Annotated in this window: 18 protein-coding genes and 1 pseudogene; 11 read left to right on the forward strand and 8 right to left on the reverse strand. The window is 70.5% G+C overall.

The window, feature by feature from the left end; translation table 11 throughout:
• The 5 genes and pseudogenes from ABZX22_RS40145 to ABZX22_RS40165 form a co-directional block, all read left to right on the forward strand.
• Positions 1-387: pseudogene (locus tag ABZX22_RS40145) on the forward strand (nuclease); the annotation flags it as partial.
• 160 nt (positions 388-547) lie between these two features.
• Positions 548-1,162: a hypothetical protein gene (locus ABZX22_RS40150; protein ID WP_354920770.1), complete on the forward strand. Its 615-nt coding sequence runs from the start codon at positions 548-550 to the stop codon at positions 1,160-1,162.
• Complete coding sequence (locus tag ABZX22_RS40155; protein WP_354920773.1) at positions 1,159-1,461, forward strand: transcriptional regulator; 303 nt, start codon at positions 1,159-1,161, stop codon at positions 1,459-1,461. Before ABZX22_RS40150 ends, ABZX22_RS40155 begins: the two co-directional genes overlap by 4 nt.
• The gene (locus tag ABZX22_RS40160; protein ID WP_354920776.1) at positions 1,458-2,339 is read left to right on the forward strand and encodes an ABC transporter ATP-binding protein; all 882 of its coding nucleotides are present in this window, start codon (positions 1,458-1,460) and stop codon (positions 2,337-2,339) included. Before ABZX22_RS40155 ends, ABZX22_RS40160 begins: the two co-directional genes overlap by 4 nt.
• Positions 2,332-3,072, forward strand: coding sequence for an ABC transporter permease (locus ABZX22_RS40165; RefSeq protein ID WP_354920779.1), 741 nt, complete (start codon positions 2,332-2,334; stop codon positions 3,070-3,072). Before ABZX22_RS40160 ends, ABZX22_RS40165 begins: the two co-directional genes overlap by 8 nt.
• A 69-nt stretch (positions 3,073-3,141) precedes the next feature.
• Here the strand turns inward: ABZX22_RS40165 and ABZX22_RS40170 are convergent, their stop codons facing one another.
• The 8 genes from ABZX22_RS40170 to lon form a co-directional block, all read right to left on the reverse strand.
• On the reverse strand, positions 3,142-4,521 hold the full coding sequence (locus ABZX22_RS40170; RefSeq protein ID WP_354920782.1) for a trypsin-like peptidase domain-containing protein: 1,380 nt from the start codon (positions 4,519-4,521) through the stop codon (positions 3,142-3,144).
• 55 nt (positions 4,522-4,576) lie between these two features.
• Positions 4,577-6,103, reverse strand: a complete 1,527-nt coding sequence (locus ABZX22_RS40175) for an acyl-CoA synthetase (protein WP_354920785.1) — start codon at positions 6,101-6,103, stop codon at positions 4,577-4,579.
• Positions 6,104-6,325: 222 nt separating this feature from the next.
• A complete protein-coding gene (locus tag ABZX22_RS40180; RefSeq protein ID WP_354920787.1) occupies positions 6,326-7,147 on the reverse strand; it encodes a MetQ/NlpA family ABC transporter substrate-binding protein in 822 nt (273 codons plus the stop codon).
• A 93-nt stretch (positions 7,148-7,240) separates the two neighbouring features.
• Positions 7,241-7,897, reverse strand: a complete 657-nt coding sequence (locus ABZX22_RS40185; protein WP_354920790.1) for a methionine ABC transporter permease — start codon at positions 7,895-7,897, stop codon at positions 7,241-7,243.
• Positions 7,894-8,844 carry an ATP-binding cassette domain-containing protein gene (locus ABZX22_RS40190; protein WP_354920793.1) on the reverse strand — a complete coding sequence of 317 codons (951 nt, stop codon included), beginning with the start codon at positions 8,842-8,844 and terminating at the stop codon, positions 7,894-7,896. Before ABZX22_RS40190 ends, ABZX22_RS40185 begins: the two co-directional genes overlap by 4 nt.
• Positions 8,845-9,080: 236 nt before the next feature.
• The gene (locus ABZX22_RS40195) at positions 9,081-10,367 is read right to left on the reverse strand and encodes an MFS transporter (RefSeq protein WP_354920795.1); all 1,287 of its coding nucleotides are present in this window, start codon (positions 10,365-10,367) and stop codon (positions 9,081-9,083) included.
• Positions 10,368-10,386: 19 nt separating this feature from the next.
• The gene (locus ABZX22_RS40200) at positions 10,387-11,529 is read right to left on the reverse strand and encodes a Fic family protein (protein WP_354920798.1); all 1,143 of its coding nucleotides are present in this window, start codon (positions 11,527-11,529) and stop codon (positions 10,387-10,389) included.
• Between the two features lie 121 nt (positions 11,530-11,650).
• A complete protein-coding gene (lon, locus tag ABZX22_RS40205; protein ID WP_354920801.1) occupies positions 11,651-14,011 on the reverse strand; it encodes an endopeptidase La in 2,361 nt (786 codons plus the stop codon).
• Positions 14,012-14,180: 169 nt separating this feature from the next.
• Here lon and ABZX22_RS40210 point away from each other — a divergent pair, with 169 nt between their 5' ends.
• The 6 genes from ABZX22_RS40210 to ABZX22_RS40235 all read left to right on the forward strand — a co-directional run bounded on the left by ABZX22_RS40210 (position 14,181) and on the right by ABZX22_RS40235 (position 19,382).
• Positions 14,181-15,404: a sensor histidine kinase gene (locus ABZX22_RS40210; RefSeq protein ID WP_354920804.1), complete on the forward strand. Its 1,224-nt coding sequence runs from the start codon at positions 14,181-14,183 to the stop codon at positions 15,402-15,404.
• A complete protein-coding gene (locus ABZX22_RS40215) occupies positions 15,401-16,054 on the forward strand; it encodes a response regulator transcription factor (RefSeq protein WP_354920807.1) in 654 nt (217 codons plus the stop codon). Before ABZX22_RS40210 ends, ABZX22_RS40215 begins: the two co-directional genes overlap by 4 nt.
• Positions 16,055-16,060: 6 nt before the next feature.
• On the forward strand, positions 16,061-17,017 hold the full coding sequence (locus ABZX22_RS40220; protein ID WP_354920810.1) for a sensor histidine kinase: 957 nt from the start codon (positions 16,061-16,063) through the stop codon (positions 17,015-17,017).
• Entirely contained in the window at positions 17,017-18,402 is a 1,386-nt protein-coding gene (locus ABZX22_RS40225) for a phenylacetate--CoA ligase family protein (RefSeq protein WP_354920813.1), read from the forward strand. The genes ABZX22_RS40220 and ABZX22_RS40225 overlap by 1 nt, the downstream gene beginning before the upstream one ends.
• Before the next feature lie 81 nt (positions 18,403-18,483).
• Positions 18,484-18,864, forward strand: coding sequence for a hypothetical protein (locus ABZX22_RS40230; RefSeq protein WP_354920816.1), 381 nt, complete (start codon positions 18,484-18,486; stop codon positions 18,862-18,864).
• Positions 18,861-19,382 carry a DUF6036 family nucleotidyltransferase gene (locus tag ABZX22_RS40235; protein WP_354920819.1) on the forward strand — a complete coding sequence of 174 codons (522 nt, stop codon included), beginning with the start codon at positions 18,861-18,863 and terminating at the stop codon, positions 19,380-19,382. The genes ABZX22_RS40230 and ABZX22_RS40235 overlap by 4 nt, the downstream gene beginning before the upstream one ends.
• Positions 19,383-19,436: the final 54 nt, after the last annotated feature.

The following is a 19,436-nucleotide window of genomic DNA, read 5'->3' on the forward strand; positions in this document are numbered from 1 at the left end:
GAGGCGGTGCTGGGGCTGCTCTCCTCGCTCGACCTGCCCAACCCGCTGGTGCTGGGCGACCTCAACGCCTACGGCGAGGAGGACCCGATCGACACGCTGGAAGCCGGCGGGCTGACGAGCGTGACCAAGCGGTTCGTGCCGGCGCCGTTCCGCTACAGCTACCTGTTCAACGGGCTGGCCGGCGAGCTCGACCACGCGCTGGTCGGCAAACAGCTGCTCAAGCGGGTGACGGGCGCGACGATCTGGCACGTCAACTCCGACGAGCCGCGGATCCTCGACTACAACACCGAGTTCAACCCGCCGGGCCTCTACCAGCCCGACGCCTTCCGCTCCTCCGACCACGACCCGCTGGTCATCGGCCTGTCGCTGCCCGGCGGCGGCAGCTAACCGGACATCGTCGAACCGAGCGGCCTCTCCCTCCGGGGAGGGCCGCTCCTTCGTTCACGGGACCGCCCCACCCTCCCGAGGTGAGGGCCACGCTACCGTTTGTGGCGCAATCAGGTTTATGCTGCAAACCAGTTGATGGTTTCGACTGGTTTGGAATGATGTGGACGACGAGGACCTGAGCCCCGCCGAGATGATGCGGCTCATCGAGGAGCAGAGCGCGGCGGCCACGCGCAGGCTGCAGCCCGACCCGCTCCTCCTCTACGCCCCCTGGGGCGTGGCCTGGATGGCCGGCTTCGGCACCTTCTTCCTGGCCCACGGTCTCGACGGCCGCCCGCTCGCCCCGATCTCCTGGCAGCTCGCACTGGCGGTGCTGATGGGCGGGCAACTGCTGGCCGGAGCGTTCCTGTTCTGGTGTGCCCGCGCCTCCGGCCTGAAGACCCGCGGCGTAACCACCCAGCGCGGGATGATGTACGGCTACGCGTGGTTCGTCGCGATGATGGCGATGGGCCTGATCCTCAGCCGTTTCGCCCCGATGATCCCGCGCGACGAGGTCAGCCTGCTCTACGCCGCGGTCTCGATGCTGGTGGTCGCCACCCTCTACATGGCCGGCGGCGCCGTCTGGCGCGAGTGGCCGATGTTCTTCCTGGGCGTCTGGACCGCGGTCGTCGACGCGGCCGGCGCCGCCCTCGGGCCCGGCTGGCACGCCCTGCTGATCTCGCTGCTGGTCGGCGGCGCGTTCCTGGTCACCGGGATCGTGCTCAGGCGGCGCCGGTGACGCTGCCCGAACTCGATCCCGTCATCCACGCGCAGGCCCGGCTACGCGTGGTGGCCACGCTCAACGCCCTTCCCGAAGGCGACCAGATCGCCTTCCCGAGCCTGAAGGACCTGCTCGCGATGACGGCGGGCAACCTGTCGGTGCATCTGACCAAGCTCGAGGACGCGGGCTACGTCGAGATCACCAAGACGCACAAGGGCCGCACGCCCGTCACCTACGTCGCGCTCACCAGACGCGGACGGCTGGCCTTCGAGGAGTACACCGTCGCCATCCGCGCCCTGATCGGAGGAGAAGCATGACCGTCCTGGCCAGAACCATCGGGGTCACCAGACGCTACGGCGAGGTGACCGCGCTCGACGACGTGTCCCTGGAGATCCCCGCGGGCCGGCTCGTCGGCCTGCTCGGCCCGAACGGGGCCGGCAAGTCCACGCTCGTCAACCTCTTCGTCGGCCTGCGCAGACCCACCAAGGGCGTGGTCGAACTGCTCGGCGGCGCCCCTTCCGACCCCCGGGTACGGCAGCGCATGGGCGTGACGCCGCAGGAGACGGGGCTGCCCGAGGCGCTGCGGGTCGGCGAGATCGTCGACTTCGTCTCGGCGCACTTCCCCGAGCGGGCGGGCACGCCGGAGTTATTGGCCAGGTTCGGCCTCGACGACCTCGCCCGGCGGCAGGTCGGCGGCCTGTCCGGCGGCCAGAAGCGCCGCCTCGCGGTGGCGCTCGCCTTCGCCGGCAACCCCCGCATCGTCTTCCTCGACGAGCCCACCACGGGCCTCGACGTCGAGGCCCGCAGGTCGCTGTGGGAGGGGATCAGGGCCTTCCACGCGGAGGGCGGCACCGTCGTGCTCACCAGCCACTACCTGGAGGAGGTGGAGGCACTGGCCGAGCGCGTCGTGGTGATCGGCAAGGGCAGGGTGCTGGCCGACGACACGATGCAGGCCGTGCGCGGCATGGTGGGGGTGCGCAGGGTGTCGCTGTCGGCCCCCGAGCTGCCCGCGCTGCCCGGCGTGGTCGACGCCCAGCGGGTGGGCGACCGGCACGAGCTGCTCACCTCGGACTCCGACCGGCTGGTGCTCGACCTGGTCGCCAGCGGCGTCCCCTTCTCCGGGCTCGAGATCAGCCCGGCCACGCTCGAGGACGCCTTCCTCGCCATCACCTCGAAGGAGGCCGCCGGTGTCTAGCCTGGTCTGGACGCACACCCGCTACCAGTTCCTGGAGCAGCTGAGAGTCCCGATCGCGATCGTGGCGAGCGTCTTCTTCCCCACCATCTCGATGCTGGCCTTCGTCGTGCCGTTCACCGGGGACGACCCGCTGATGGCCACCGTCGGCACGGCGTCGATGACGCTGTTCGCCGTCATGTCGAGCTCGCTGATGGGGCTGGCCATCGGCGTGGCCGACGACCGCGGCAAGCCCTGGGACCCCTACGTGCGCACGCTGCCCGCGGGCCCCTTCCCCCGGTTCGCGGGACGGATGCTGACCTCGCTGGCCATCATGCTGATCGCGGTCGTGCCCGTGGTGCTGGTCGCCGCCTTCCTCACCGCGGCCACGGCCACCCCGCTCCAGCTGCTGTCCGGCCTGGGCGCGTTGATCGTGGGCGCGCTGCCGTTCATGATGCTGGGGCTGCTCGTCGGCTACGCGCTGCCGTCGAAGGCGGCCATCGCGGTCTCGCAGGTGCTGTTCTTCCCGATCGCGATCGGCGGCGGGATGTTCGGCAACCCGCTCGACCCGCCCGCCTTCATCGGGGCGGTCGCGCCGTACCTGCCCAGCAGGGGCGCGATGGAGCTGGTGTGGGCCGCCACGGCGGGTGTGCCGCCCCGGCCGCTGCCGCTGGTCATGCTGGCGGTCTGGACGGTGGCGGGCGCGGCGGCCGCCGTGTGGGCCTACCGCAGGGACGAGGGCCGCAGGTTCCGCTGAACCGCATGGGGGGAGGTGCCGCCGAGTCCGCAGCGATCTCGACGGCACCTCCGTTTCACGAGGGGGGTTCTACTCGCCCGTCTTCTCCGCGAGGGTGACGGTGACCTCCTGGGTCTTTCCGTCCCTCATGTAGCTGATCTTGACCTGCTGGCCCACTTTGAAACCTCTGACCTGTCCCACTACGGTATCTCCCCCGTCAACCGGCGTCTCGCCGATCTTGGTGATCAGGTCGCCCGTCTTCAGCCCGGCCTTGGCGGCGGGGCTTCCCTCCTGCACCTGCCGAATCAGAGCGCCCGGCACGTCACCCGAGGCGTCGGTGACGCTGACGCCGAGGTAGGCGTGGCTCACCTTGCCGTTGTCGATGAGCTGCTGGGCCACCTGCTTGGCGGTGTTGATCGGGATGGCGAAGCCCACGCCGATGTTGCCGGTGCCACCGCCCGTGGCGATCGCCGTGTTGATGCCGATCAGCTGGCCCGACGCGTTGACCAGCGCGCCGCCGGAGTTGCCGGGGTTGATGGCGGCGTCGGTCTGGATGGCGCCGCCGATCGTGGTGGTCGAGGACTGCGACTGCTGGCGCTGGTTTCCCCAGCCGGGCGGCAGCTGCTGCCGGTCCTGGTCGCCGACCGTGAGCGTGCGGTCCAGCGCGCTGACGATGCCCGCGGTGACCGAGCCGTCCAGGCCGAGCGGGCTGCCGATGGCCAGCACCGCGTCGCCGACCCTGAGCGCGTCGCTGTCGCCGAGGGTGGCCTTGGTCAGGCCCGACACGCCCGTGGCCCTGATGACGGCCAGGTCGGTGGCCGGGTCGGTGCCCACGACCGACGCCTTGGCGGTCCTGCCGTCGCTGAACTTCACCGTCATGGACCCGCCGCCCTGGCCGGCGCCGACCACCACGTGGTTGTTGGTGAGGATCAGGCCGTCCTCCGACAGCACCACGCCGGATCCCTCGCCGGTCTGACCCTGGATCATCACGACCGACGGCTGCACGTTCTGGGCGACGTCCGCCACGGTCATGGCGTTCGACGCCGGCTTGAAGGCCGGGCTGGGCGCGGCCGCCACGCTCGTGGTTCCCCCGCCGCCCAGGGCGCTGACGGTCGCGGCCCCCACCACGCCACCGACAAGCGCCGTCGCCGCCAGGGCGAGTCCGGCGACGGCCTTCTGCCCGGCCGTGAACATCGACTGCCGCTTCGGTACCGAAGGCACCGGCATGATCGTGGTGTCGCCACCCGGCGACGGCGCGCCGTGCTGGAACTCGCCGGCGACCGGAGGCTTGGAACCGAACTGGGTCCAACCCCCACCCACAGTGCCTTCGCCGTGCTCACGAGGCTCGTTCGTGTTCATGTCCATCCCCAAGAAGCCGCTCTGGCGCGCCACTGTGGCGTGCCGTCGTACTTCCAGGGTGCCAATGAGGGTGTAAGCACTGCTTAAGCCGTCGAACAGGGCGTGGCGCACCCCCTGACGCACGCCTTATCAGGCGAGGTCGCGACGGGGGTACCGGGCCCGGCTCTCATGGAACTTTAAGGTATTCCGCGCGCAGCAGCCGCTTGTGGAGCTTGCCGGTGGGATGGCGCGGCAACTCGTCGCGGAAGTCGACCGACCTGGGGCACTTGTAGTGCGCCAGCCGTGCCCTGCAGTACTCGATCAGCTCGGCCTCCAGCGCCGGGCCGGCCGCGACGTCGTCGGCGGGCTGGACGACGGCCTTGACCTGCTCGCCCATCTCCTCGTCCGGGATCCCGAACACGGCCACGTCGGCGACCTTGGGGTGGAGGGCCAGTACGTTCTCGGCCTCCTGGGGGTAGATGTTCACCCCACCCGAGATGATCATGTAGGAGCGGCGGTCGGTCAGGTAGAGGAAGCCGTCCGCGTCCAGGTAGCCGATGTCGCCGAGGGTGGTCCAGCCCCTGCCCTGGGGATCCTGCGCGGAGCGGGTCTTGTCGGGGTCGCCGTGGTACTCGAAGCGGGGGCCGTCGGAGAAGTAGACGGTGCCGTGCTCGCCGGGCCCCAGCTCGTTGCCCTCCTCGTCGCAGACGTGCACCACGCCGAGCAGGGCGCGGCCGACCGTGCCCGGGTGGGCCAGCCAGTCGGCGGGTCCGGCGTAGAGGAAGCCGTTGCCCTCGGTGCCCGCGTAGTACTCGTGGATGACCGGCCCCCACCACTCGAGCATCCGCTCCTTGACCGGCACCGGGCACGGCGCCGACGCGTGGATCGCGCACCGGAGCGACGACAGGTCGTACCCGGCCCTGACCTCGTCGGGCAGCTTGAGCATCTTGATGAACATCGTCGGCACGAGCTGGGTGTGCGTGACCCGGTGGCCTTCGACGAGGGCGAGGTACTCGGCGGGGTCGAAGCGCTCCATGACGACCACCGTCGCGCCCAGGCGCTGGAACTGCAGGCAGTAGCGCAGTGGCGCGGCGTGGTAGAGCGGGGCGGGCGACAGGTACACGCTGTCGGCCGACGGTGCGAAGAGGAACTGGATGAGCTGCAGCAGCGGCCCCGGCCTGTCGAGCGGCGCCTGCGAGAGCGTCGGCTTGACGCCCTTGGGCCGGCCCGTGGTGCCCGAGGAGTAGAGCATGTCGGCGCCCTGACACTCGTCGGCGATGGGCGTCGTCGGATGGACCGCGACGGCCTCCTCGTAGGAGACGAAGCCGTCGGCCACTCCGTCGATCATGAGCCTGAGCTCCACGCCGGGAGCCTCGATCGCGCCCGCCACGCCGGCGAGCCGCGCCGAGGAGATGAAGATTCTGGCCCCGCAGTTGTCGACGATGTAGGACAGTTCCTCGCTCTGCAGGCGGGAGCTGACGGCGGTGTAGTAGAGCCCTGAGCGGTGCGCGGCCCAGGCGATGACCAGGGAAAGAGGATGGTTCTCGAGCATGAACGCGATGTGGTCGCCCGGCTTGAGCCCGGCGGAGCGGAACAGGTGCGCGAGCCTGTTCGACTCCTCCTCGAGCCGGCGGTAGGTGACGACCTCCCCGGAGCCCGCCATGATCACAGCGGGCTTGTCGGGGGTGACTGCTGCGATGGCTCCCGGATACATGACCAGAACAGTATTCGGTCACCACTTCCCTCGGAAGGCCCCCGCAAGGCCCCGCGGGCGAGGCCCGGTCTGCCGCTCACGTCCGTTCCGGAAACGCCGAGACCGTGATCCCGCGTGCGGGATCACGGTCTCGCGGTGGAGGTCACGCCGACCGGGGTCGAAGCCGTCCGGAGTCGAAGCCGGCCGGCCCGCCGTGGCGACCGGGGCGCCGGTCAGGACGGTTCAGGCGGGAATGACCGCGCCCTTGTAGGTGTCCTGGATGTACTTCTTGACCTCGGGGCTCTGCAGCAGCTTGGCCAGCTTCTGCACCCGCGGGTCGCTCTGCTTGCCCTCCTGCACGACCAGACCGTTGGCGTACGGGTTGCCCTCGGCCTTCTCCGCGACGAGCGCGTCGGTGGCCGGGTTGAGCTTGGCCTCCAGGGCGTAGTTGCCGTTGATGACCGCGGCGTCGACGTCGGCGAGCGAGCGGGGCAGCTGGGCGGCGTCGAGCGCCTTGAAGGTGATGTTCTTCGGGTTGGCGGTGACGTCGCGCTCGGTGGCCGCGGTGCCGACGCCGTCCTTCAGCGTGATGACGCCGTTGTCGGCCAGCAGCTTCAGCGCGCGGCCGAGGTTGGTGGCGTCGTTGGGCACCGCCACGGTGGCGCCGGAGGGAAGGGCGGCCACGTCCTTCACCTTGCTGGAGTAGAGGCCGAGCGGCTCCAGGTGCACGTTCTGCACCCAGGTGAGCTTGGCGCCCTTCTCCTTGTTGTAGTCGGCGAGGTACGGCTGGTGCTGGAAGTAGTTGGCGTCCAGCTGGCCCTCCTGGAGCTGCGGGTTCAGCGGCACGTAGTCGCTGAACTCGACGATCTCCAGCTTGAGGCCCTCCTTGGCGGCCAGGTTGTCCGAGATGTACTTGAGGATCTCGGCGTGCGGCGTGGGGGTGGCGCCGACCTTGAGGGTGTCGCTGGGCGCGCCGGAGGCCGACGAGCCGGCCGCGGACGACCCGCAGGCGGCCAGCGTCACGGCCAGGACGGCGGCGGTCACGAGACCGAACAACTTGCGCACGGCTGTGCTCCTTGTCTGGGTATGAGGAAGCGTCTGGGTACGAGGAAGCAGGACCCGCTCGTGGCGGACCCGGGCAGAAAAGGGTGGGAGTGTCTAGCGCTTGGCCAGACGGTCGGCGAGCGCGTCGCCGAGGGTCTGGGCCAGCTGGACGAGGACGATGATGACCACACAGGTGGCGATCATGAGCGGCGTCTCGAACCGCTGGTAGCCGTACCTGATGGCCAGGTCACCCAGGCCGCCCGCGCCGATGACGCCCGCCATCGCGGAGTAGGACACGAGCGTGATGACGGTGACCGTGATGCCCGCCACCAGCGCCGACCTGGCCTCCGGCAGCAGCACCTTGGCCACGATCGACGTACGGCTGACGCCCATGGCGTGCGCGGCCTGCACGACGTCGGGGCTGACGCCGCGCAGCGCGATCTCCACCAGCCGGGCGAAGAACGGCACGGCGCCGATGGTCAGCGGCACGATGGCCGCGTACAGGCCGATCGTGGTGCCGACCAGCAGCCGGGTGAAGGGGATCACCGCGATCATCAGGATGATGAACGGCAGCGACCTGCCGATGTTGACGATCAGGCTGAGCAGCTGGTTGGCCACCCGCGAGGGGAACAGGCCGGCACGCGAGGTGCCGACGAGGGCGACGCCGAGCGGCAGCCCGAACACGACGGTGAAGAGCGTGGACCAGAACACCATCTGGACCGTCTCCCACGTCGCCTGCCCGAGGAGCGGGACCATCTCTTCCCAGGTCACGCGGCCACCTCCACGATCAGGCCGCGCTCACGCAGGTACGTGAGGGCGGCCGAGGTGTCGGCCCCGTCCAGCGAGACGCGCAGGCGGCCGACCGAGCCGCCGGCGACCTCCTCCAGCGCGCCGCCGAGAATGCTGACGTCCACGTCGAACTTGCGCACGACCGTCGAGATGACCGGCTCGTCCGCCGCTCCGGTGAACGTGATCGTGACGTTGCCCGCCTCGGGAGCGGGCAGCGGGAACAGCTCGGCCGCCAGCCTGGACCCGGGCGTGGTCAGCAGTTGCCTGATCGGCCCCGACTCCAGGATCGCCCCGCCGGCCATGATGGCCACCGAGTCGCAGATGCTCTTGACGACGTTCATCTCGTGCGTGATGAGCAGGATCGTCAGCCCGAGCTCGGCGTTGAGCCGCTTGAGCAGGGCCAGGATGGAGGAGGTCGTGGCGGGGTCGAGCGCCGAGGTGGCCTCGTCGGCCAGCAGCACCTTGGGGTTGCCGGCCAGCGCCCTGGCGATGCCCACCCGCTGCTTCTGCCCGCCGGACAGCTGCGAGGGGCGCGCGTCGGCCTTGTCGGCGATGCCGACGAGCTCCAGCAGTTCGGCGACCCTGGCCGACCGCTCGGCCCGGCCCACGCCCATGACCTCGAGGGGGAAGGCGACGTTGCCCGCGACCGTGCGCGAGGACAGCAGCGCGAAATGCTGGTGGATCATGCCGATGTGCTGCCGGGCGGCGCGCAGGTCGCGCTCGCCCAGCGTGGTCAGCTCCTGCCCGGCGACCGCGACGGTGCCCCGGTCCGGGCGCTCGAGGAGGTTGACGCAGCGCAGCAGCGTGCTCTTGCCCGCGCCGCTCTGGCCGAGCACGCCGAAGATCTCACCCTGGCGCACGTGCAGGTCGACACCGTCCAGCGCGACGGTGTCACCGTACGTCTTGCGCAGGCCTGAAGCCTGGATCACGAAATTTCCCCACAACGGATTCGGTAACGGAAGGTCAGCGTCGGGGGAGACGTCAGCGGCTGCCGGGGTGGAACGGCAGGTGACTCAGGCGGCGCAGCACGAAGCTGGGTCGGATCATCGGGGCATACCTTTGAACGAGAGGGGGCGGAAGGGTGCGCTCTAGCGGGCCGGACAGCCCATACACATGCGCATTCGCATCTCGTTCACGCTCTGGCCAACGATCGCCCGGTACGGGCCTATTCCCTGCCGCCGATGTGAAGTGGCTCACGGTCGCGCCGCCCGGCCTGGCCCAGCAGTCCCGCGACGAACGCGCTGAGCACGAGATAGCCGGCCGCCACGAGCATCGGGGCGTCGAACCCGCCGGTGCGCTGCAGCAGCCACCCCGTCAGCACCGGGCCGAAGACGGCCGCGACGTGCGCGACCGAGTTGACCATCGCGATGCCCGCGGCGGCCGCCCTGCCCGACAGGAACTCCGTGGGCAGCGCGTAGACCACGGGCACCGAGGCGAACTTGCCGGCCGCCGCCACCGTCAGCGCGGCAAGCACCAGCAGCGGCGGCCCGGCCACCGCCGCCGCCGCGAACCCGGTTGCCGACACCAGGTACGCGATGACCGTGTGCCAGGTCCGCTCCCCCGTCAGGTCCGAGCTGCGGCTCCAGGCGAGCATCGCGATGACGGCCACGCCGTACGGGACGGCGGAGATCAGCCCGATGCCGGTCTCCCCCGCGCCCGTCCACAACCGCTCGATCATCTGCGGGAGGAAGAGGCTCAGCAGGTAGGCGGCGAAGATGCCACCGCTGGACACCAGCGCGATCAGCAGCACCCGCGGATCGGTCAGCGTCGCGCGGACCGACCGTTCGGGCCGCGCCTCCGCCTCGACCTCGGCCTGGACGATCGCCTTCTCCTCACCGGTCAGCCACCTGGCCTGCGCGGGGCCGTCCGGCAGGAACAGCCACACCACGACGCCGAGCAGCACCGCGGGCAGCGCCTCGGCGACGAACATGACACGCCAGCCCGCGTGCTCCACCAGCCAGCCGGACAGCGGGTTGGCGATGAGGAACGACACGGGGATGCCCGCCAGGTAGATCGCGACCATCCTGGCCCGCTCCCGCTGCGGGAACCAGAACGTGAAGTAGAGCATGATCCCCGGGGCGAACCCCGCCTCCGCCACGCCCAGCAGGAACCGCACCAGGAGAAGCGTCTCCGGGCTGGTCACCAGCCCGGTCGCGGCCGACAGCAGGCCCCAGGTGACCATGATGCGGGCGATCCAGAGCCGGGCGCCGACCCGGTGCAGCATGAGGTTGCTCGGCACCTCGAACAGCGCGTAGCCGACGAAGAAGATCCCCGCCGCGAGCCCGAACCCCGCCGCGCCCAGGCCGATCTCCTCGCCCATCCGCAACTGGGCCATGCCGATGTTGGTGCGGTCGACGTAGCAGACGACGTAGGCGGCGACGATCAACGGCAGGATCCTGCGGCGCACCTTGCCCAGCGCCACGTCCAGGGGCGGCCTCACTGTCGGTATCACGGGCAGTGACCGTATCCTGTCAGGCGCCCCCGACACGCCGGTAAGGGTCTTTGAGGGGAGTCATCCGGTCGGCGAAGTCCGCCTTGATACGCGCCATGCGCGGCCCAGGGGCGTAGAACCGTCCCTTCGTCGCCCCGTACGGCTTGAGCCACCCCTTCGCGGCGAGATCGCGCAGGTCACGGGCGGCCTGCCCCTGGCTGAGCTCCTCGTCGAGCTGGTAGCGGGTACGGCGCAGGCGCCGGTTCACGAACACCTCGTAGAGCGCGGAGACGCACCTGGTGTTGAGGCCGTCGGCGTCGACCTGCTCCTCCAGCAGCACCCAGATCTCCCCGGCCTCCGCCAGCCGCCTGCCGACCTGCTGTGCCTGCAGGTGGTGCGCGCGAAGGCAGAACCGCACCCACGGCAGGGTCCCGTCGTGCGGACTCCATCTCTTCCGCCCCACCTCGCCCAGCACGTCGTAGTACTCGATGGTGCTTCTCTGCTTGCCCAGCCACTCTTCGATGGAGCAGAACTCGGGTGTGGTGATCCGGTCACGACCCAGGACCAGCGTCTGCAGGGCGCGCGACATGCGGCCGTTCCCGTCGCGCCAGGGGTGGATCTTGACGAGGTTGAGGTGCGCCATGGCGGCCCGGACATAGCTCGGCGCGTCGAGGTCTCCATGGTCGAGCCAGTCCACGAGGCTGTGCAGCAGGCCAGGCACATGCTCGGCATCGGGGCCTTCGTAGACCACCTCACCGGTGTCCGCGTTGCGAACGTAGATGCCGCCCGGCCGGATGACACCCGCTGTCTTGCCGTGGTGGTGGCCGATCATCATGAAGTTGAGCGCGTTGAGGACACCGACGTCGAAGCGGAAGGCGGGCGCGTTCGACAACAGCTGGATGTAGGTGAGCGCCTGCTGGTAACCGGCGATCTCGCGAGCCACCGAACCCGGCGTCTCCAGCGGCTCCTCCCCCGCCATGATGGACTCGATGTCCTCGACGCTGGCCCGGTATCCCTCGATCGAGTTGGATCCCTGGATCGCGCGAGCCCGGAGCTGCCTGCGCAGCTGGCCGTCCCACCGATGTGAGACGGCGAGGCGGTATTTCAGGTCACGCCGCATGTCCTCGATCTCGGCCAGGACCTTTTCGTCCTGCGCCTCCAGGGCGGGAAGTCCGTAGAGCATGACCTCATGACATCATGCACGAATCATCCGTTCAACCGCTTGAATGATTTGTCCATTAAGTCCCTCGGGAACGGCGAAGCCGCCCCGCCGTACGGACGGTGGGGCGGCTTCGGGTGGGAGGTCAGGCCGCGGCGGTCTGGGCCACCTTGGCCGGGGTGAGGGCGATGTCGAGCACCTCACGCACGTCGCCGACCGCGTGGATGGTCAGCTCGTCGCGCACCTCCTTGGGCAGGTCGTCCAGGTCGGGCTCGTTGCGGGCCGGGATGAGGACGGTGGTGATGCCCGCCCGGTGCGCCGCCAGCAGCTTCTGCTTGACGCCGCCGATGGGCAGCACCCGCCCGGTGAGCGAGATCTCCCCTGTCATCGCCACGTCGTTGCGGACCAGCCGTCCCGACAGCAGCGAGGCCAGCGCGGTGGTGAGCGTGACGCCCGCCGACGGCCCGTCCTTGGGGACCGCGCCCGCGGGGAAGTGCACGTGCACCGAGCGGTCCTTCAGCGCGGTGACCGGCAGCTCCAGCTCCGCGCCGTGCGAGCGCAGGTAGGACAGCGCGATCCGCGCCGACTCCTTCATCACGTCGCCGAGCTGGCCGGTGAGGGTCAGCCCCGTGTCGCCGGTCTCGGGGTCGGCCAGCGACGCCTCGACGTAGAGGACGTCGCCGCCCGCACCGGTGACGGCCAGGCCGGTGGCCACGCCGGGCACCGAGGTGCGCTGCTTGGACTCGGGCAGCGACGCCTCGGGGACGAAGCGCGGCCTGCCCAGGTACTCGACCAGGTCGTCCGCGGTCACCGTGGCGGGCAGCTCGTCCTTGGCCGTGACCTTGCGCAGGATCCTGGCGATCGAGCGCTCGAGGGAGCGGACGCCGGCCTCGCGGGTGTACTCGGCGGCCAGCCTGCGCAGCGCCGCCTCCTCCACCGTGACCTCCTCGGCGGTCAGCCCCGCCAGCTCCAGCTGCTTGGGCAGCAGGTGGTCGCGGGCGATGGCCACCTTCTCGTCCTCGGTGTAGCCGTCGAGGGTGACGACCTCCATCCGGTCGAGCAGCGGCCCGGGGATGGCCTCCAGGACGTTGGCCGTGGCCAGGAAGAGCACGTCCGACAGGTCGAGCTCGACCTCCAGGTAGTGGTCGCGGAAGGTGTGGTTCTGCGCCGGGTCGAGCACCTCGAGCAGGGCGGCGGTCGGGTCGCCCCGGTAGTCGGCGCCGACCTTGTCGATCTCGTCGAGCAGGACGACGGGGTTCATCGAGCCCGCCTCGCGGATGGCGCGGACGATGCGGCCGGGCAGCGCGCCGACGTAGGTGCGCCGGTGGCCGCGGATCTCGGCCTCGTCACGAACGCCGCCGAGGGCGACGCGGACGAACTTCCTGCCCATGGCGCGCGCCACGGACTCGCCCAGCGACGTCTTGCCGACCCCGGGAGGACCGGCGAGGGCGAGAACGGCGCCGCTGCGGCGGCCGCCCACCACGCCGAGGCCCTTGTCCTGGCGGCGCTTGCGCACGGCCAGGTACTCGATGATGCGGTCCTTGACGTCGTCGAGGCCGGTGTGGTCGGCGTCGAGCACGGCTCGGGCACCGGCGATGTCGTAGGTGTCGTCGCTCGTGGTGTTCCACGGGATGTCGAGGACGGTGTCCAGCCAGGTGCGGATCCAGCCGGTCTCGGGCGACTGGTCGGAGGTGCGCTCCAGCTTGTCGACCTCCTTGAGCGCCGCCTCGCGCACCTTCTCGGGCAGGTCTGCCGCCTCCACGCGGGCGCGGTAGTCCTCCTCCTCGGTCTCGGCGGTGTCGCCGTTGAGCTCCTTCAGCTCCTTGCGGACCGCGGCGAGCTGCTGGCGGAGCAGGAACTCGCGCTGCTGCTTCTCCATGCCCTCCTGGACGTCCTTGCGGATCGTCTCGGCCACGTCGAGCTCGGCCAGGTGCTCGCGCGACCACTCGACCAGCTTGGCCAGGCGGTCGGCAGGGTCGGGCGCCTCCAGCAGCTCGACCTTCTGGGCCGTGCTCAGCCAGGGGGTGTAGCCGGAGCTGTCGGCCAGGACGGAGGGGTCGTCGATCTGGTTGACCTGGTCGACCACCTGCCACGCGCCGCGCTTCTGCAGGATGGTCGTGGCCAGCGCCTTGTACTCCTTGGCCAGCTCCTGCGCCCGCTCGCCCGCCGGCACCCGGTCGACGGTGTGGACCTCCACCCACAGGGCCGCGCCGGGGCCGGTCGTGCCCTTGCCGACGCGTGCCCGGTTGACGCCGCGCACGACGGCGGCCGGCTCGCCGCCGGGAAGCCGGCCGACCTGCTCGACCACGGCCTGCACGCCGACGGCCCCGTAACGGCCGTCGATCCTGGGAACGAGGAGGACGCGCGGCTTGTTGAGACCAGAAGCCTGAGCCGCGTCGATCGCAGCCCGGACCTCCGCGGAGGACAGGTCCAGAGGGACCACCATGCCCGGCAGGACCACCTCGTCGTCGAGCGGCAGGACCGGGAGGATCAAGCTCTCACTCATCTGAACTCCAATGGGGTTGAGTTATACACACTCAATTCATCGGAGCCCGCCGATGTTCCCTTCCTTGATGATGTTCGCTCACGGCGATCGTAATTGTGTAAGTAGCTCTTGAGGGCCATCACTCCCAGGGGTGATGCGTGCCTGGTCAGGCCGCACCTAGGCTGGGGCGGTGATCTCGGCCGTCCTCCAGCCGTTCGTGCTCGCGTTCTTCAGCGGCGAGGCCGATCCCCCGCCCGCCCGCTCGCCCCGCCTGCGCCGCCGGGTGCCGCAGGCACTGCGGCCACTGGTGCCCTTCGACCACTACGACCTGGTGCAGCTGGCCGACCTCGTCGTGGCGGGACTGCTGTTCTGGATCACGCTCACGGAGCTCGTCCCGTCCGGACGGCAGCCGATGGCGCAGGTCTACCTGACGGCCGTCGCCTTCTCGCTGCCGGTCGCGATGCGGGCGCGCTGGCCCCTGGCCGCGTGGCGGCTGGCACTGGTGCTGATCCTTCCGTCCCTGCACGTCGTCAGGCAGATCACCGACATGCATCCGCCGTACCTCCAGCCGGCCATCGTGATGTACCTGCTGGTGCTCTACTCCCTGGCCGCCAGGTCGGACCGGCGCGTCACGGCGGTGGGCTGGCTGACCTCGGTGCTGACCGTCTGGATCATCGACTCGAAGTCGATGGCGCTGGCCTCGGTCGCCATGACGGTGATCCTGCTGTTCGGCTACAACGTCCGGGTACGGCGCCGCGCCACCGCGAGCAGGGACGAGGCGATCGGGGAACGGTACGTCATGGCCGAGCGGGCGCGGATCGCCAGGGAACTGCACGACGTCGTCGCCCACCATCTGTCGGTCATCGCGATCCAGGCGGAGGCCGTACCCATGGAGGCCCGAGGGGACGTGGCGCGCCTGGAGGCGGGCCTCGCCGAGATCCGCGGGCTGTCGCTGGAGGCGATCAAGGAGTTGCGGCAGGTCCTCGGCGTGCTGCGCGACCACGAGGGCCGCGCCGACACCACGCCGCCGCCCGCCCTCGACAGGCTCGACGACCTGGTCGGCAACGCCCGTACGGCGGGGCTGACCGTGCGGGTGAAGCGTTCAGGCGAGCTGGAGGAGGTGCCCACGGCCATGGCCGTCTCGGCCTACAGGATCGTGCAAGAATCGCTCAGCAACGCCATGCGGCACGCGCCGGGCTCGGCCGTCGCCGTCGAGGTCGTCTGGAGCGGCGGCCTGCGGGTCCGTGTCGCCAACGGCCCCGGGCGCGGGCCGGGCGACGCGCCCGGCGCCGGTCACGGGCTGATCGGCATGCGCGAGCGGGCCACCCTGCTCGGCGGGTCGCTGGAGGCGGGTCCCACGGAAGGGGGCGGGTTCGAGGTGGAGGCCGTGCTGCCGGTGGAGTCAGGCTCATGATCAGGGTGCTGATCGCCGACGACCAGGGCATGGTCCGCACGGGTTTCACTGTCTTCCTCAGCAGCCAGCCCGACATCGAGGTGGTGGGCGAGGCGGCCAACGGCCAGGAGGCGGTCGAGCGGGTGGCCGAGCTGAAGCCCGACGTCGTGCTGATGGACGTCCGGATGCCGGTCATGGACGGCCTGGAGGCCACGCGCAGGCTCATGGCCGCCGGAGAGGCCAAGGTGCTGATCCTGACCACCTTCGACCTCGACGACTACGTCTACGAGGCGTTACGGGCGGGCGCCAGCGGCTTCCTGCTGAAGGACGCCTCCGCCGCCCAGCTGGCCGAGGCCGTGCGCGTCGTGGCGGCCGGGGAGGCGCTGATCGCGCCCGCGGTCACCAAGCGGCTGATCCACGAGTTCGCGCGGCTGGGCGGGCCGCGGGCGCCGTCGGTGAAGCGGCTGGCGGAGCTGACCGAACGGGAGACCGAGGTGCTGACGCTGATCGCGCAGGGGCTGTCCAACCTCGAGATCGCCGAACGGCTCGTGGTCGCCGAGCAGACGGTGAAGACGCACGTCGGCAGGGTGCTGACCAAGCTCGACCTGCGCGACAGGGCCCAGGCGATCGTCTACGCCTACGAGACGGGGCTGGTCCGTCCTGGTGAATGACCCGAAGTGGCACCTGTCGCCTCGGTGCCCGTCGCGCTGCGCAGGCCGGCGCCCATCCCCGCGTGGGCACTGGCGACCACCACGCTGCTGGTCAACCCCTACCCCGGCATCGGGGTCGTCTCGGTCGGCGGGCTCGCGCTGGTGCTGTGCGCCTACACGATCGCGACGCGGGTCAGGGTGGCGGGCGCCGTCGCGGTGTGGATCGGCACGACGCTGGCCGAGGTCCTGTTCCGGCCGCAGCCGTTCGGCCTGGAACTGCTGCTCCTGCCGGTGGTGCTGGTGCTCGGCCAGGTGGTCGGGGCGCGGCGCCGTACGCAGGTGGAGCTGGCGGCGCAGACCGAGCAGACCATGGCCGCGCAGGCGGTGGCCGAGGAGCGGCTGCGGATCGCGCGCGAGCTGCACGACGTGGTCGCGCACCACATGTCGGCCATCGCCATCCAGTCGGAGGCGGTACGGCTGCGCGCCGGCGGCGACCCCGCCGTCCTCGACACCGGTCTCGCCGAGGTGCGGGAGATGTCGCTGGAGGCGATGTCGCAGATGCGGCAGATCGTCGGCACCCTGCGCCAGGCGCCAGCGCCCGGCCTCGACCGTCTCGACGAGCTGGTCGCGACGGTCCGCGAGGCGGGGCACCCGGTGACTGTGACCGGCGCCGCCGACGCCGCCGTCCCCGCGCCGGTCAGCGAGGCGGCCTACCGGATCCTCCAGGAGTCGCTGTCCAACGCGATGCGGCACGCGCCCGGCGCGGCCGTGCGCGTCGACGTCGACCGGACCGGCGACGAGCTCGTGGTCGCCGTCGCCAACGAGGCGCCGCGCCGTTCCGCGCCCATGAGCGAGGGAGGGCACGGGATCACCGGCATGCGGGAGCGGGCCGACCTGCTCGGCGGGACGCTGGAGGCGCGGCCGGCCCCCGACGGCGGCTTCGAGGTGCGGGCCAGGCTGCCGCTGCGCCGTACCATCGGCTGATGGACCCGGTGGATCTCTTCCGGCGGACGGCGGCGACGGTCCCCGCCTACCGCGCCTTCCTCGCCGCGCACGACATCGATCCGGCGCGCGTCACGAGCCTGCGTGACTTCGCCAGGCTGCCCATGACCACCAAGCAGACCTACACCCGCCGCTACCCGCTGCCCGACCTGTGCCGCGGCGGCACGATCGGCGACATGATCGCCGTTTCCTCCGGATCGACCGGCACGCCGTCCTTCTGGCCCCGGTCGGCCGAGGACGAGCGGGTCATCGCCGCCAGGTTCGAGGAGATCTTCAGGGACGCGTTCGGCGCCCGCGACAAGCGCACGCTCGCCGTCGTGTGCTTCGCGCTCGGCACCTGGGTCGGCGGCCTGTTCACCCTCGCCTGCCTGCGCCACCTGGCCGGACGCGGTTACCCGATCACCTCGATCGCGCCCGGCAGCGACAAGCGCGAGATCGTCCGGGTGATCCCCGAGCTGGCCCCCCACTTCGACCAGGTCGTCCTGCTCGGCTACCCGCCCTTCCTCAAGGACGTCATCGACACCGGCGGCCTGCCGTGGCGCGACTACGCGATCAAGATGGTCACCGCGGGCGAGGTCTTCAGCGAGGAATGGCGGTCGCTGGTGGCCGAGCGCGCGGGCATGACCGACCCGACCCGCGACACCGCCTCCCTGTACGGCACCGCCGACGCGGGCGTCCTCGGCAACGAGACACCGCTGTCGATCGAGATCCGCCGCTTCCTGGCCGCCCACCCCGGCACCGCCAGGGAGATCTTCGGCGAGTCGCGGCTGCCGACGCTCGTGCAGTACGACCCGGAGGTGCGCTTCTTCGAGGAGCACGAGGGCACGCTGCTGTTCTCCGGCGACAACGGGATCCCGCTCGTCCGCTACCACATCGCCGACGAGGGCGGGCTGCTGCCGTACGAGAGGATGCTGGGCCTGCTCGCCGGGCACGGCTTCACCCCGTCGGCCCCCGGCCCCGAGCGGCCGTTCGTCTACGTCTTCGGGCGCAGCCACTTCACCGTGTCCTACTACGGCGCGAACGTCTACCCCGAGAACATCGCCGTCGGGTTGGAGCAGCCGGAGGTGAGCGGGATGGTCAGCGGCAAGTTCGTGCTGGAGGTGGTCGAGGACGAACAGCGCGACCGGCGGCTGACGGTCACGGTCGAGCTGATGCCGGGGCTGCGGCCCGACGAGCGGATCGCGCGGGCCGTCGGAAGCTCGATCCTGGCGCAGCTGCGCAGGCTCAACAGCGAGTTCGCCGCCTACGTCCCCGGGGAGCGGCAGGCGCCGGAGATCAGGCTCCGCGAGACCGGCGACCCCGAGTACTTCCCGCCCGGCGCCAAGCACCGCTACACGCGGGCGCCATCCCGGGGCGATGACCTCTGACCGGTTGATCATGTACACGGGCCTGAACGCCGAGGCTGGAGGCGATAACATCAATTCGATTGTGAGCAGGAGGGGAAATCAATGGCCTATCGCCCCATGTCACTTTCCGATCTTGCCGCACGCCTCATAGCGAACGCGAGTGACACGATCCGTTGGAAGCTCGTATGGGAGTTCCTTGAGGAGTACCGCTGGGAGCCGCCGGACCTGCAGCCGTCGTTGCTGCAGGCCGAGCCGGAGTCTGTCGGCGACGAGCGGTGGGACGCGCTTCTGGCCGCCCTCGCCGAGCACCTCGCCGCCAAGCACGATCTCGCTCCCCCTCCATGGACGGCTCCGCGCGTGCTCCGACGGCCCTGGTTCCCGGCAGAACTGGCCAGCCAGCGGACTGACGCGCTTGTGTGGGCACCGGCGGCCTTTCGCAAGCACGGCGTCTACCTTTCGAACAAGGATCTCGAGGCGGCATGAGCGGCGATGGGCTGCTCGGGCGAGCCGAACTCGAGCACGCGTTCACAGCGCTGGGAGAGCGCTTGATCCGTCGCGGTGTTGTAGCCGATCTCTTCGTGGTGGGCGGGGCCGCGATGGCACTCGCTTACGACGCCGTCAGAGTCACCCGCGACGTCGACGCGCTCTTCGTCCCCCACGGGGTGGTCCTGGAAGAGGCACGCGCGGTCGCCGAGGACCTCGACTTGCCACCCTGGTGGCTGAACGAGCAGGCCAGTGTCTACATCTCCGGTAAGGACGACCCGGGAAAGCGGCGTGTCTTCGATCACCCGGGGCTGCGTGTGATGGCGGCTTCGCCTGAGCACATCTTCGCGATGAAGGCCATGGCCGCACGAACCCGAGATGTGGATGATCTCCGTCATCTGGCGGGTCTCGCTGGTGTCACGACACCGGATGACGCGTTCCTTCTATGTGAACAGTTCTTCCCCGGCGAGGAGATCTCCCCGCGGGCGCGGGCGGTGCTGATCGACCTGTTCGGCTGACATCGGTTCCGCCCGGCGCCAAGCACCGCTACACGCGGGCGTGATCTCAGCGCG

It is taken from the genome of Nonomuraea sp. NPDC003804 (assembly GCF_040610675.1).
Classification (GTDB): Bacteria; Actinomycetota; Actinomycetes; order Streptosporangiales; family Streptosporangiaceae; genus Nonomuraea.

Excerpts from the sequence above, each read along its gene's own strand:
- ABZX22_RS40225 (WP_354920813.1), top strand. The coding sequence starts at position 17,017 with ATGGACCCGGTGGATCTCTTCCGGCGGACGGCGGCGACGGTCCCCGCC.
- ABZX22_RS40235 (WP_354920819.1), top strand. The coding sequence starts at position 18,861 with ATGAGCGGCGATGGGCTGCTCGGGCGAGCCGAACTCGAGCACGCGTTC.
- ABZX22_RS40230 (WP_354920816.1), top strand. The coding sequence starts at position 18,484 with ATGGCCTATCGCCCCATGTCACTTTCCGATCTTGCCGCACGCCTCATA.
- ABZX22_RS40175 (WP_354920785.1), bottom strand. The coding sequence starts at position 6,103 with ATGTATCCGGGAGCCATCGCAGCAGTCACCCCCGACAAGCCCGCTGTG.
- ABZX22_RS40160 (WP_354920776.1), top strand. The coding sequence starts at position 1,458 with ATGACCGTCCTGGCCAGAACCATCGGGGTCACCAGACGCTACGGCGAG.
- lon (WP_354920801.1), bottom strand. The coding sequence starts at position 14,011 with ATGAGTGAGAGCTTGATCCTCCCGGTCCTGCCGCTCGACGACGAGGTG.
- ABZX22_RS40200 (WP_354920798.1), bottom strand. The coding sequence starts at position 11,529 with ATGCTCTACGGACTTCCCGCCCTGGAGGCGCAGGACGAAAAGGTCCTG.
- ABZX22_RS40215 (WP_354920807.1), top strand. The coding sequence starts at position 15,401 with ATGATCAGGGTGCTGATCGCCGACGACCAGGGCATGGTCCGCACGGGT.